Here is a 13,377-nt window from a genome sequence, read left to right on the forward strand (position 1 = left end):
ATTTCATAATAGTATAAAAGATTCATAGAGCAGGAGGGGAGAATCAGGCATAACAGGTAATTATGTTGAATTATCATGCAGGTTGACTGGATTAAGATGCAAGCTAAATTTCTAATCGACTGCGCAATGCTTTTACATAATTTCTGCTCACTGATAGAGTGTCGTCACTGCCTTCTAATTGTAGGTGGTAAGCCCCGTTAAACCACGGAGTTAAGCGGCTGACATACTCTAAGTTGATTAAGAAGCTCTTATGAATTCGAAAAAAACCATAGGCCAGCAGTCTGTTTTCTAAATCCTTAAGGGCGATCTTAGTTTCAAATTCGCCATTCTTGGTAATGAGCTTGGTTCGCTTATCGCTTCTAGACATATATAAAATATCTTCTGGTTCAACATAGAAAATATCTCCTTCTGCTTCTACAGCAAGTTTTCCGGTTAACTTTGCTGTGTCAGTGTCAGTTGCTGGCTTGAGATTTTTTTCTAACCGTTCAATTGTTTCCTGCAATTGCTCTTCATCATAGGGCTTAAGCAAATAGTCCACAGCATCATAGCGAAAGGCTTCGGCTGCAAACTGTGGATATGCAGTAGCAAAGACGATCAAGGGTGGCTTTTTGAGTCCCTTGATTGCTTTAGCTGTCTCCATACCATTCATTTTTGGCATTTCCACATCAAGAAAGACGACATCCGGCTGATGCTGAATCGTCTTCATAATAGCGGCTTCCCCGGATTCCGCTTCTTCAATCAGGTTTACCTGGGGAAAGTCACTTAATAAATGCTTCAGTTCTTTTCGGTTGTATGGTTCATCATCAACGATAAGTACCCGGATTAACTGATCCATTGTTTCTGTACCTCCTCATACGGCAGCGCAAAATAAATTTTCGTACCGCTGCCGATAGTGCTTGTTACGTGAAGTGCTGCGTGCTCGCCAAACATCATACTCAGCCTGCGATTAACATTATAAAGTGCTAAGCCATTTCCGTTTTCAGAGTCAGTGGGTGCTTGATGTATCTTGGCTGCTGCAGCATTGTTCATTCCCTTTCCGTTATCCTCGACGCTGACATAGATGCTTTCCTGCTGCATTTCCATCACAATCTCCAGATTACAATCACTTTCTTTATCTTTAAATCCATGGGTGATTGCATTCTCAACAATTGGCTGGAGTGTAAGCGGGGGAATTTGATATGAAAGTATATCCTCGTCGACCGTATAACTCACTGTTAATTTATTGTGAAAACGTTCTGTATTTAATGATAAATAAGCTTTGACGTGCCTCAGTTCCTGTTCCAGTGTCGTCACTTCCTGGGTTGTAGCAGATAAATTTTGCCGCAAAAAATGCGATAATGAAACAAGCATTTTCCGAGCCTTAGCTGGATCAAGACGAATCAGTGACACAATTGTGTTTAACGTATTAAATAAAAAATGCGGGCTAATTTGTGCTTGCAGTGCTTTTATTTCAGCTTCTTTGGCTAATTGATATGCCCGATCTGCCTGTGCCACTTCAAGCTGGTGACTCATCATCGAGCTTAATCCGGTAATGAGTTCAATATTCACATTCGAAAGATCATTTTCAGACTGGAAGTAAAATTTTAACGTGCCAATTGTTTCACCGCGCTGCTTTAACGGTGCAATTACGGCGGCTCCAAGTGGACAGCCTTCCACCGAACAATGAATTGAATCCGGATTAGCAATAAGAATCTCACCGCGTTTAATCGCATCAAGGGTAATCTGTGTCTGAATGGGCTTTTCTTTTTGATGATGATCATGTCCAAGACCGACATGTGCAAGAATTTCGGTTTTATTTGTTATGGAAACAGCACTTGTTTTCAGTTCGTTATGAATAATACGGCAGACCTCATCCGCAGAATTGATGTGGAGCCCGCTTTGCAGGTGTGCAAGTGTTTTATCTGCAATGCGTAAAGTTTTCTGAGCTTGTAGAGCACTAGCTTTTTCCTCCTCACTGAGAACACTTTTGATAACTAAAAGAACGAGCACAGTGCCCAGCCCATTCGCTATGATCATTGGAACACCGATTATATTCACTAAAGCCCATGCTTGCTCCACAGGACGTGCGACAAGGACAATGATAAGCATTTGAATCGTTTCTGCTAGTGCACCGATCAGAAAGGAGCTGCGCAGACTTATGCGCTTATTTTTTTTATGAAAAAGACTAGAGAGAATGCCTGCGATGATGGTAGCTGCTCCACAGGCAATGGCTGTAAAACCACCTAATGTAAAGCGATGAAGTCCAGCAATTAGCCCTGCGCCAATCCCGACCTTAGGGCCGCCGAGCAGACCAGCGATTACAATACCAATTACTCTGGAGTTGGCGATTGCTTCCTCTGTCGTCAAATCAGTTGCCCAGCGGTTAAATTGAAGGCTTTCTGTGCTTAAGCTCAATCCTGTATAGGTACCAATAATCCCAAAGGAGCCAAAGAAAATAATCGCAGTAAGCTGTTGCTTCCGGTTGAGCTGGTCTTGATAAAACATGTTCCAGAAAAAATGAAATCTCGTTAAAATAAAGGCGATTGTTACAATAATTCCAACGCGTTCTATCAAAGTAACCAATAGTTCGAACATCGAAAGCCTCCTTTTACAAATGAATTTCAATTTATAGTAAGGGTTTTCAATTAGTATAACAGCTTCCCATATGTTTGAAAATTGAATAAGCGCTAGGGGTTGCATTACACTTTTCTTATATGTGAATGCTCTGGATTTTTATATAATTAATAGCTTATAAATTTTAAAGAGGTCTGGAAGGCAGTATAAAAAGGCATTCACCTAAAAGCATGGTAAATGCCAAGATTTCTAATCTACTGTCAGCAGTGCAATTAAGGCACAGAGGAAATCAGCAAAGAAATCCCCTTTTAAAACCGATATAATCACTAACCTATTGCTTTCGGATTTGGATGGGCATTTCGTTACTTTATGCAATATGATGATGCTGGTACAACAGTCCGCCTCACTCAGGGGGCGGTTTGTTTGACCTCATATGATCAATTCCTCGCAAATTCACCATCAATCTCAACAGTTTCAAATACGTTAATAAAGGCCTTTTCATCATGTGATCGTACAATCTCTTTAATTTTTAAGGTTTCATAGCGGGTAACGACCATCATCAAAATTTGCTTTGACTCGTTGGTGTAGCCGCCATACCCATCCGTAATCGTAATGCCTCGGTAAATGGATTTCAGTAATTCCTGGCGTATTGCTTCACCCTTAGTAGTAACAATCTGCATCGTTAATTTAATATGACTCGTGTGAATTTTATCAATCATTCTGCCGGTTAAATAAATCGATAGCAGTGTATATAATGCAATGTTCCAATCGAAAATCATACCGGAAAAAAGGACTATAACGCCGTTCATTCCAGTAAGCAGTAATCCTACACTGAAATTACTGGTTCGTGAAATAATCATTGCGATAATATCGAACCCCCCCGACGTGGCGGAGAATTTCATAACGACACCAATCCCAATACCGCCAAGCACACCTCCGAAAATGGCAGATAGCAAAATATTATCTGTCAGACTTATGACGGGTAATACGTATAAGAAGATGGATAGTGTTACAACGCAAACGAGCGTATTTATGGTAATTTCCTTTCCAAGTTTATAATAGCCGAGGATAAGAATTGGGATATTCAAAACAAGATTAAACACTCCCGTATCAAATGGTGTGAGCAACCCAAGTAAAATGGAAATTCCGCTAACACCGCTGCTCAAAATTTCAAATGGCACAAGGAAAAAGTTAAAGGCTATTGCCACCAGCAGGGATCCAGCGATTACCATTATATTTTTTTTCATTTATTGGAACCTCCTAAAATTATGGTGTGAATTCTAGATGATAGACGACCGTTTTAAACCACCACAACATCTTATCTGAAAATACAGCAGTTGTCAGCACTTTTTTAACTTAGTTTTCGCTATTTGTTACGAAATCATGAATTTATTCTTCCGAATGATTCTAGAAGGTACTTTAGGAGTGTGGTAAGATTTGGGTCAAGAAGATTGTTTGAAATGGTTAGCCATATAGGAGGGGGAAGAGATGGAGGGTTTTCGTGGTTTCATTATAATGATACTTATTTTCATAATTGTCATTTTACTTATTGCGTTACTTTTTAAAGAGAAAAAGCTGCTGGTTCCGATTATAATCAATATTTTAAGTGTCGTACTCGTTGTGATCAGCTTGATGTTTGGGGGATGGGAAGGAATGGGGCTGGGCTTTGTCAGCCTTTCTATCTATTTAGCTTCCATTATTGTTTTCCTAATAATCGGGTTTCGCTATCTTTTAAACAAATGACGGTTGAATAATACACATCTTACAAAAGTGTAATTGAAAAGCAGTGAAACCTGTAAAGAGGTTCACTGCTTTTCGTATCATTTAGAAATAGCAAGGTAAATAATAAAACTTATAATATACAGACTAAACAGGATGGTCATCCATTTAGATGAGTTTCGTCCTGTATTAAAAATACCCTTTATGCCATTATTTAAAATGCTTGTAATAAAGATGATTATAGCACCTGCAAATGAGAGCATTGCAACGATGAAAAAAATTTTTTCCATTTTACACCCACTTTTTATACTTTTTTTAGGTTATCCTAGTAGGGAAAAGGGATGCTGTTCTCTAGAGGGATTCTCTAATCACCCGCTTATAATACAGTACCGACAATATGCCGAAAATAGAATACAGTGCCGTATAGATGAGCATGACGATAATCATCGGTGTCAACAATTCTGTACCGAAAAAGAACCAGCCAGATTTAACGGCGAAATAGCTGTGGCTTAATCCGATTATTAATGGAATACCAAAGTTAAAGAGCTGCTTTCGCCATATACCTCGTAATAAGTCACCTTGTGTAAAACCTAGTTTTCTTAGGATTGTATAATTAGCCTTTTCTTCTTCACTCTCATCCATCTGCTTGAAGTATAGAATACAGCCAGAGGTGATGAGAAAGGCTAAGCCCAGAAATCCAACGATAAACATAATGAGCCCCATTGCACTTTTTTGGCTTTGGAATAAGGATAGCCGGGAAAGGCTCATGCCATCATCGTCTGTGATTAACGATTGGAAGATATCATTAGCTTCTGCTACTTCGGATAGATTTTCAATATCAATTCCAATATAGACTGGTGGCTGATTTTGAATTTCCGGATCTACGTCTTGTACTAATCTTTTGAGTGTTGCGTTATCAACAATAGCCGTTGGTAAACCACCAGCGGTAAAATTATAGGAAAGGATGTTTCCTTCACGTAAGCCTAGAAAATCTTGCTTGATTTCTTCGTTAGGAGTTATGAAGGATACCTCGCCAGATTCTTTCAATGAAATAAACTGCTGGAGAACCCCACTGTAACCAGTAAAAATAACTTCTTCAGAAGATACATCAATCCCTTCAATAGCATCCTCGCTGACTACAGATAAGGTCATCTTATTTGGGTCGGTTACCATTTCTGATTCACTGAAATCTGTCTCCATGATTTGTGAAACATCCACATCAACTTGAACGACGTCAATTTTCGTTTCTTCATAAGCGATTTTCTCTGTATCTAATGCAGCCTTAAATGCTTCTGCTTTTTCTGCAGCTCCTATCGAAAAATGTGCTGGCACACTTTGTTCTGCTGATTTTTCTGCTGAATAATAGGAGATATAGCTTAATGATAATAATCCAATCGCCAGGGCAGACACCGTAGTGATGATAGTTAAAAGCAATGCATTCGACTTCATTCGAAACATAATCGATGAAAGGGATAGAACATCGTTCAGATTTAAATAGCCGCCCTTACTTTTTCGAATGAGATGAAGGATAAAGCTAACGCTCCCTTTATAAAATAAATATGTTCCAATAATGACAGAGGCTAGGATGCTTACCATCGCAATGATTAACTGTGGAAATGTGACAAAGTCGCCGCTGAATAGCTTCGTTGAGACAAAGTAGCCAAGAATAATAAGTCCAATTCCAATAATACCAACAATCATTTCAAAGGCTGACATTTTTTTAGCCCTCGCTTCTGTTGATGAGCGAACGCGGAATAAGGCTAGAATGCTCTGTCTTTTGATAAATAGTAAGTTCATAATCATAATGCAAAAGTAAATCGCTGCAAAGACCAGTAATGTTTGGATTAAGGCCTCGGTTGAAAAATGTAAATCTGCTACTTGCTCAATGCCAATAACGTTTAACAAAATCATCATAATAAACTTCGAAGCAGCAAAGCCAATGAAAATCCCGATGGCAAGTGAACCAAAGTATAAGATGAGATTTTCAAGCGTAAGAATTTGAAAGATTTTCCCCTTTGTCATACCAATCAATTGAAATAATCCAATTTCCTTACTTCGTCGTTTAATAAAAATCGTATTTGCGTATAATAGAAAAATCGTAACAATACCGACAAGAACGATGGAAGCTGTTCGAATTCCAGCAGCTCCTTTAATCGATCCTTCAACCGCATCCATTTCCGGGTCAAACTGCAGGGTAACAAACGCGAAATAAAGCGCGACACTAAAGATTAAGGCGAATACATAGAGATAGTAGTTTTTCAGGTTTTTCTTTAGGTTTCGGTAGATCAAGTGATTAATGCTCATGATGAACCCCGCCTAATACACTTTGTGTTTTCATAATATCCTTGAAAAAGGTTTGCCTTGTTTCGTCGCCTTTATTTAACTGCGTATAAATTTGACCATCTTTAATAAAAATGACTCTAGAAGAATAGCTTGCGGCAACCGGATCATGTGTTACCATAATAATCGTTGATCGAAGCTTTTCGTTCAAGTCACTTAATTTATTTAATAAATCAGAGGCTGCTTTGGAATCGAGTGCCCCTGTTGGTTCATCTGCGAAAATGATGCTCGGTTCATGAATGAATGCACGAGCTGCGGATGTACGCTGCTTCTGCCCGCCCGAGATTTCATTTGGATACTTATCTTTTAACTCGGCAATCCCCAGTTCTGCAGCTAGCGTTTGAAATTTACGATCCGCTTCTTTTTTTGGCGTCTTTTTGATGGATAATGGCAATAAAATATTTTCCTTAACGGTTAAAGTATCTAGTAAATTATACTCTTGAAAAATAAATCCCAAATGCTGCTTGCGGAACTCGGCTAATTGTTTTTCCCGCATCCGTGTAAAATCAGTGTTCTCAATTTTAATCGACCCTTGACTGACTTCGTCGATGGAGGATAATACATTGAGCAAGGTCGTTTTACCGGAACCAGACGCTCCCATAATACTAACAAATTCACCTTTCTCTACGGCCATATCGATGCCTTTTAGCACTTCTTGTTTATTGAATTTATTTCCATAGCTTTTATGGATTTTAGTTGCTTGCAGAATATGCATGTTCCCACTCCTAATTTATTCGTTAGTATTAGCTTAATCGATTCCTATAGTTCTTTCCTTCGATTTACCGAACAAAAAGAAAAAGCATATGACAATTTTGTCACATGCCTGTTATTTGTACAAATGCGTTCTTTTTGGGAAACGTTAAGGTGAAGGTCGTGCCTTCCCCAACTGTTGATTGTACCTCGATTTCGATTGCTAAAGAGGCGGCTGCCTTTTTGGTCAAATAAAGTCCCATGCCAGTTGCAGCATTGTCATGGTGACTTGTCGTAGAGGTAAAACCTTTGTCAAAAATCCGTGGAAGGTCTCTTGGGTCAATTCCGCGTCCAGCATCCTGAATTGCAAGCTTCACTTGGCCATCTTCTTCATAGCTTGAAATAAGAATATCCGAGTTTTTGCTGTACTTAACAGCATTTGTTAACAGCTGCCTAACCATAAATGAAAGCCATTTTGCATCGGTCAGAGCGTCAGGTTTCTGTAAGGAAATATCAAATCCAATTCCTTTTTGCATACACCATGATTTTAAATCCTTTATCTCTTTGTATAGGAGCGGCTCCAAAGCAGTGACCTCGATGAAGAGATCATTTTTAATAAAAGGGATGCGACGCTGATGGAGCTGCTGATCGAGCAGGAGGTGAATTCGTAGCCATTCATTATTTAACTGCGTTTTTAACCGTTCATCTTCCAGGCGGTCCACCATTAATTGCATTGTCGTTAATGGTGTTTTCACCTCATGAATCCAACCTAATAGATCATCCTTTTCCTGCTCGATACTGATAAGCAGATCTGATAACGATTCTTTGTAGTACTTGGCTTGCTCGGTTAGTTGTGTTTCTGTTATTTTTTCAAATGGTGTCCGCGCTTCCTCCAAGCTGATTAAATCAAAACCATTACCCAGCATATCTAATTCCTTATAAAAGGATGTCTCTTTCTGATAACGTATTATCAAAAAAAGAATGAAAATAATAAAGCTCAAAAAAACAATGTAAAAAATCGATTGTAATGGGATAGAGGCGTCAAGGTAAGCGATTACCAGGATAAGGGCTTGCAGGGAAAGAAAGAGGATGATCCAGCTTCGTCTTTCATTCATATATTTTCTAATCATGCGGATAGGCCTCTTCTATGGCGATATATCCCTGTCCTATCTTTGTTTCAATAAAGCGTCCTAACCCCAGCTTTCCCAAGCTTTTACGCAGTCGATTAACGTTAACAGTTAATGTATTATCACTGACAAAACGTTCATCATCCCATAAACGTTTAATAAGTTCTTCACGAGTGACAATGTGATTTTTTTGCTCGATTAAAACATTCAAGATATACATTTCATTTTTCGTTAATTCAAGACTTCCTAGATGGTTGCTGACGGTGTTTTTCATATAATCGACCGTTGCACCACACCATGACCGCAACTCCGTTTGTTCGTTATTGTAATTGTACACACGGCGAAGAATTGCTTGAATCTTTGCAATGAGTACATCGAAGTGAAACGGCTTTTGGACAAAGTCATCTGCACCGAGCTGCATGGACATCACCATATCTGTCGGGTGGTCGCGTGAGGACAGGAAGATAATTGGGACATTAGAATGTGAGCGGATCATGCGACACCAATGAAACCCATCGAACTTCGGCAATTGGATATCAATAATGACTAGATCAGGTTTCACTGCTGTAAATTCCTGAATCACATAATTGAAATCTTGAACACCGTACACATCATAAGACCATTGGGATAAACGTTCTTTAATTTCGTTAAATAAGGAAGCATCATCTTCAACGAGCATAATTTTAAACAAGCAAGCCACCACATTTCTTTATTGCGTTCTGTATTAATTGTATCGGAAAAGGAAGGGGGGTGCTAGGGATTTGGGGTGACTAGTTTCATTTTTATGACAGCTTAATTAACATGATATAATGAATTTAAGTACATAAGTCTTTTCATGGGTGGTGGCTCGCTCTCTTTTTTGAAAGGGGGTGTTGCCAATGACAGTGTCGAGACAGTTTATCTGATGATTTCTTTCGGAATTCTGATCGTAGCTATTCTGTCATTTAACCATAAAAAATAACCACCCTTGTTGAGCCTGACAGCTAGTGAAGGTGGTTTATCAATTGCTTTGCTTATCGAGTCTCCCCCTTAAAGGGTTATTGCACAGCCGTTTGGTGTTCCCGCACCAAGCGGTTTTTATATTGTTGACTATCTATTTATATCAATCTGTTTTAACAGCTCGAATTGTACTGATTGATGCTCTTTTTAAGCCATTTATTCAAAAAACGCTTTTGAATATTCAACAACACCTGAAATATGACAAAGAGAATTTTCACTTAATTCGATTGCCATAAATGCTTCATCTGGTACCTCAAAAGGTGCTTTTATCCCCCAAAGCGATGCTTTTTTGAATCCGAACTTCGGATAATATTCTGGATGTCCTAATACTATAACCGAGCTATATCCAAGTTTCCGCGCTTTGTTCAATGCTTCGGAAATTAATTGCCTGCCCATGCCTTTTCCTTGATATTCTGGTAAGACAGAAACAGGGGCGAGGGCAAGTGATTCAGCACTTTGGTGGTCATTACGGATTGTGATTTCAGATAAAAGAATATGACCCAAAATTTTGTTAGAGTCTTGTTCCTTTGCCACTAAAGATAATGCCGGAATGAAAGCATCTGATTTTCTAAGTCGGGATACTAGTTTATGTTCATTTTTATCGCTATGTTCTGCATGTTCAAAGGCAGTCTTTACAACGACTTCCGTTAATTCATAATCCGTGTCTTGTTCTTGTTCAATTATAAGGTTCATGGTTGACAACTCCTATTTCTGTAAACATCATTTTTTGTTTATGGATCTTAATTATTTTATATAACTGTATTAAACTAAACCATTTTCTTTTTCCAAATCACGTAGTTATAATAGCAAAAATGATTAAAAAGAAACTAAGGATGCTATAAGCCCCAACTTCGATCCCCCTTATTGCTGAAACACTATGAAAACGTTAATATAATCATCCCCGGTATTATCCCCACCACATAGCTAAAACAAATAGAGACCAGCAAGTAATAAGAAACCCAAACCCGATGATTACTATTGAAAAAGAAACCATCTCTTCCTTTTTCATTCTCAGTTTCTTATATTGCAAATATGTTAAAGCAATAGAAATCAAAAATAGAAATACACTTAATATCGTTACGGCAGATAAATAATATATTGGAAATATTCCAGGGAACTTTTCATTCAAAAAGTCTGCTATACCTTGGCCGAATACTCCGCATATAATTGCCAAAATGAAACTTACAAGTATGCCAGCAGTAGTTTTTCTCAACAGTATCCCCCCCCAATATAAATCAATTGAAATTTTTAACAATCTTAAACCTCAATTCTTTTGTTAGGTTAACACATTATTGGGGATCTTCACCCATGTATTCTTTATACTGAAATACGTTTTTATTATAAGAGAGGTTTCGTATTTATTCACTATTGATGAACAGAAACCTATTGTCGGGTAACAAACATTTCTTTTAATGCCTTTCCGTATAAATCAGAAGGAACTCTGCTTTCATTAATATAATGGAATATAGCGATACCATTTTCTAATGAAAGAATAGTCCATGCAGCTTCCTCTGATGAAAGAGTAAGCTTATGCTTTCCCTTCTCCAGCAATTTTTCAATGGATCTGGCAATTTGCTCGACCGATTGAATGATTATGTTGGACCATTTCTTACGGACTGACTCATCTCGCATTGCATAAAGAAGAAACTCCATATGTAGCATATTCCACCTTCGATTTTCTTCTCTAGCAGAAAAAGAATATGTATCCATTTTTTCGATAAAATCTGAAAGTGATTCCTGTTGGTCTATTACTTGATGAATGTGGTTAGCATGTAAATGTATTTGTCTTTCCAATAGAGCCAGGAAGAGATCTTCTTTGGAATTAAAATTAGCATAAACAGCCCCTTTACTAAAGCCAGCATGCTCTGCAATTTTATCAACAGAAGCTCTGTGAAAGCCAAATTCGGCAAAAATTTCAACGGCTGACTGTAAAAGTAACTTCTGTGTCTCTTTCTTCCGCTCCTTTTGTGTTAATCTTTGTCTAACCATTCCTTTTCCTCCTTCTTGACAATCATACCCTGTAGAATTAATATACCATATAGTATATAAATAACTTAGGGTATATTTAATTATTTTTTATTATAATAGAACATTTATATGGCGTTGTGAAATCGTAAAATAAGCAAGAAAAAAGGGGGAGAGAGCAATAAATCAGATTCAGCATTTTACAAACATTTTAGCCAAAACAATTAAAACAGGGATTATTAAATCAAACCTTATTCCAATGTTTGCTGGATTAACATTGTCCTTATATACTTATCAAATCAGTATTTTTGAGAAGATGCCTGAGATTATATTTGCTTTTATTGGTTCTATATTCGTAATTGGGGCAGCAGGAGCTTTCAATAATGTATATGACAGGGATATAGATTCCATCATGAAGCGAACTAAAAACAGACCAACTGTAACAGGAGAAATAAAGCCGAAAGCAGCAATATGGCTTGGTATCTTCATGTCTGTTTCAGGAATAGCGTTTCTTGCATTAACAACTACCTTGGCAGCATTATTAGGGTTTCTAGGTTTATTTTTTTATGTTTTCCCATATACGATGTGGAGTAAAAGAAGAACCGTTTATAATACGGAGATTGGTAGTATTTCTGGAGCGATGCCGCCACTTATTGGATGGGCTGCTATTTATCCAGACATTACACACCCAGCTATTCTTGGACTGTTTGTCATCACCGTTATCTGGCAAATGCCGCATTTCTATTCCATAGCTATTCGGAAGCATGATGAGTATACGGCTGCAAATGTACCCATGCTGCCGGTTGTGAAAGGAATTAAGAGGGCATATATACAAACTAACGTATATTTAATAATACTAGTTGCAATAAGTTTTCTATTTGGATCTTTAAGCATTGGGCTTATGTTAGTGGCACTTCTATTAAGTCTTATATGGCTGGGGCTAAGTATATTCGGCTATAAAAAGATGGATTCGGAGAGATGGGCAAAAGCCATGTTTATTTATTCATTAATCCATATGACAATTCTTTTTTCAACTGTCATTATATATTCCCTGATGGGGATTCTCTTTGACTTATAAATGTCCTTATTTCTCTATAAGCATTACTAGGGCGTGTGCATATTATCGCAAAATCGTTTATCAGGTCAAAGCATGTTATAAATTTTAACAAAGAAATATATAATGGACCAGTCACGCCAAGAGGGAGTACCGTTGAACATTTCATCATGTTCAACGGCCAAAACCTTGGTTTAGAACCTATGGGAACAAAGAAATAGAAGGCAAATCACTTGATACTGCTGGAAATAAACATAGATGCATCTTGCTTCATAAAAATCCTGTTTCCGTGATAGAAGGTCTTCATTTCAGTTGATTTAAATCCAGCTTCAGCTAACTTTTCCTTTAGCTCCGTATGCGAAAAACCATTATGAACTTTTGGATGATTAATTTTATCATTTTTATCAAAATCAATTATGATTAACTTACCGCCATCATTTAAAATGTTGAACAATGCTTGCAAAATTTTCTGTGTATCTGGAATATGAAGCAGGACTAAAGACATTAAAACGATGTCTGCTTTAAACTTAGGAACTTCCTGCGTAAAATCGGAGTAAAGTACGTTTGCATTGGTAATTTCTCTGCGGGGAATTTTAGCCTGTGCAACCTCCAGCATTTGTTCAGATGAATCCACTAACAAAATGGAATCCACTAAATCTGATAATTCTAAGCCGATTAAGCCAGTCCCGCTCCCATAGTCAATTAAAGATTTTGATTTACTATTTTGTAATGCGCCCCTTACTTCCTTTACGATAATCTTAGCTAATTCCATTCTTTCTTCTGTATCATATTTTTTTGCAAGCTGTTCAAAAACGTTATTTTCCATATGCTGCTCCTTTATTATTAAGAATTGATGCATGTTCATTACATAAACAACAAACAAGTGGAATGATGTTTGTCTCACACCTTCTTCACGATATTCTAGGCATA

At 37.7% G+C, this 13,377-nt stretch carries 13 protein-coding genes; 2 read left to right on the plus strand and 11 right to left on the minus strand.

Translation table 11 applies throughout. The features are described from left to right. Positions 1-103: 103 nt before the first annotated feature. The 3 genes from NSQ77_RS11860 to NSQ77_RS11870 all read right to left on the minus strand — a co-directional run bounded on the left by NSQ77_RS11860 (position 104) and on the right by NSQ77_RS11870 (position 3,800). On the minus strand, positions 104-835 hold the full coding sequence (locus NSQ77_RS11860; protein ID WP_339226201.1) for a LytTR family DNA-binding domain-containing protein: 732 nt from the start codon (positions 833-835) through the stop codon (positions 104-106). Beyond that, positions 823-2,574 carry a sensor histidine kinase gene (locus NSQ77_RS11865; protein WP_339226203.1) on the minus strand — a complete coding sequence of 584 codons (1,752 nt, stop codon included), beginning with the start codon at positions 2,572-2,574 and terminating at the stop codon, positions 823-825. The genes NSQ77_RS11860 and NSQ77_RS11865 overlap by 13 nt, the downstream gene beginning before the upstream one ends. Positions 2,575-2,990: 416 nt before the next feature. After that, entirely contained in the window at positions 2,991-3,800 is an 810-nt protein-coding gene (locus NSQ77_RS11870) for a YitT family protein (RefSeq protein ID WP_339226204.1), read from the minus strand. Positions 3,801-4,041: 241 nt separating this feature from the next. Here NSQ77_RS11870 and NSQ77_RS11875 point away from each other — a divergent pair, with 241 nt between their 5' ends. Further along, positions 4,042-4,296, plus strand: coding sequence for a YesK family protein (locus NSQ77_RS11875; protein ID WP_339226205.1), 255 nt, complete (start codon positions 4,042-4,044; stop codon positions 4,294-4,296). A 327-nt stretch (positions 4,297-4,623) separates the two neighbouring features. Here NSQ77_RS11875 and NSQ77_RS11880 read toward each other — a convergent pair whose 3' ends face one another. The 7 genes from NSQ77_RS11880 to NSQ77_RS11910 all read right to left on the minus strand — a co-directional run bounded on the left by NSQ77_RS11880 (position 4,624) and on the right by NSQ77_RS11910 (position 11,417). After that, complete coding sequence (locus tag NSQ77_RS11880) at positions 4,624-6,576, minus strand: ABC transporter permease (protein WP_339226206.1); 1,953 nt, start codon at positions 6,574-6,576, stop codon at positions 4,624-4,626. Then, complete coding sequence (locus NSQ77_RS11885) at positions 6,566-7,327, minus strand: ABC transporter ATP-binding protein (RefSeq protein WP_339226207.1); 762 nt, start codon at positions 7,325-7,327, stop codon at positions 6,566-6,568. The genes NSQ77_RS11880 and NSQ77_RS11885 overlap by 11 nt, the downstream gene beginning before the upstream one ends. Before the next feature lie 100 nt (positions 7,328-7,427). Further along, on the minus strand, positions 7,428-8,432 hold the full coding sequence (locus NSQ77_RS11890; protein ID WP_339226209.1) for a sensor histidine kinase: 1,005 nt from the start codon (positions 8,430-8,432) through the stop codon (positions 7,428-7,430). Further along, the gene (locus NSQ77_RS11895) at positions 8,425-9,120 is read right to left on the minus strand and encodes a response regulator transcription factor (protein ID WP_339226210.1); all 696 of its coding nucleotides are present in this window, start codon (positions 9,118-9,120) and stop codon (positions 8,425-8,427) included. The genes NSQ77_RS11890 and NSQ77_RS11895 overlap by 8 nt, the downstream gene beginning before the upstream one ends. A gap of 464 nt (positions 9,121-9,584) precedes the next feature. Continuing rightward, on the minus strand, positions 9,585-10,121 hold the full coding sequence (locus NSQ77_RS11900) for an N-acetyltransferase (RefSeq protein ID WP_339226212.1): 537 nt from the start codon (positions 10,119-10,121) through the stop codon (positions 9,585-9,587). 214 nt (positions 10,122-10,335) lie between these two features. Beyond that, on the minus strand, positions 10,336-10,641 hold the full coding sequence (locus NSQ77_RS11905) for a hypothetical protein (RefSeq protein WP_339226214.1): 306 nt from the start codon (positions 10,639-10,641) through the stop codon (positions 10,336-10,338). A gap of 170 nt (positions 10,642-10,811) precedes the next feature. Further along, a complete protein-coding gene (locus tag NSQ77_RS11910; RefSeq protein ID WP_339226215.1) occupies positions 10,812-11,417 on the minus strand; it encodes a TetR/AcrR family transcriptional regulator in 606 nt (201 codons plus the stop codon). 157 nt (positions 11,418-11,574) lie between these two features. Here NSQ77_RS11910 and cyoE point away from each other — a divergent pair, with 157 nt between their 5' ends. Further along, a complete protein-coding gene (gene cyoE / locus NSQ77_RS11915) occupies positions 11,575-12,471 on the plus strand; it encodes a heme o synthase (RefSeq protein WP_339230993.1) in 897 nt (298 codons plus the stop codon). Between the two features lie 205 nt (positions 12,472-12,676). Here the strand turns inward: cyoE and NSQ77_RS11920 are convergent, their stop codons facing one another. Continuing rightward, positions 12,677-13,273 carry a class I SAM-dependent methyltransferase gene (locus NSQ77_RS11920; protein ID WP_339230994.1) on the minus strand — a complete coding sequence of 199 codons (597 nt, stop codon included), beginning with the start codon at positions 13,271-13,273 and terminating at the stop codon, positions 12,677-12,679. Positions 13,274-13,377 lie beyond the last annotated feature (104 nt).

It is taken from the genome of Oceanobacillus sp. FSL K6-2867, from assembly GCF_037963145.1.
Lineage (GTDB): Bacteria > Bacillota > Bacilli > Bacillales > Amphibacillaceae > Oceanobacillus.

Coding starts and splice junctions, on each gene's coding strand:
- NSQ77_RS11900 (WP_339226212.1), bottom strand. CDS start 10,121: ATGAACCTTATAATTGAACAAGAACAAGACACGGATTATGAATTAACG.
- NSQ77_RS11865 (WP_339226203.1), bottom strand. CDS start 2,574: ATGTTCGAACTATTGGTTACTTTGATAGAACGCGTTGGAATTATTGTA.
- NSQ77_RS11875 (WP_339226205.1), top strand. CDS start 4,042: ATGGAGGGTTTTCGTGGTTTCATTATAATGATACTTATTTTCATAATT.
- NSQ77_RS11870 (WP_339226204.1), bottom strand. CDS start 3,800: ATGAAAAAAAATATAATGGTAATCGCTGGATCCCTGCTGGTGGCAATA.
- NSQ77_RS11885 (WP_339226207.1), bottom strand. CDS start 7,327: ATGCATATTCTGCAAGCAACTAAAATCCATAAAAGCTATGGAAATAAA.
- NSQ77_RS11880 (WP_339226206.1), bottom strand. CDS start 6,576: ATGAGCATTAATCACTTGATCTACCGAAACCTAAAGAAAAACCTGAAA.
- NSQ77_RS11920 (WP_339230994.1), bottom strand. CDS start 13,273: ATGGAAAATAACGTTTTTGAACAGCTTGCAAAAAAATATGATACAGAA.
- NSQ77_RS11890 (WP_339226209.1), bottom strand. CDS start 8,432: ATGATTAGAAAATATATGAATGAAAGACGAAGCTGGATCATCCTCTTT.
- NSQ77_RS11910 (WP_339226215.1), bottom strand. CDS start 11,417: ATGGTTAGACAAAGATTAACACAAAAGGAGCGGAAGAAAGAGACACAG.
- NSQ77_RS11860 (WP_339226201.1), bottom strand. CDS start 835: ATGGATCAGTTAATCCGGGTACTTATCGTTGATGATGAACCATACAAC.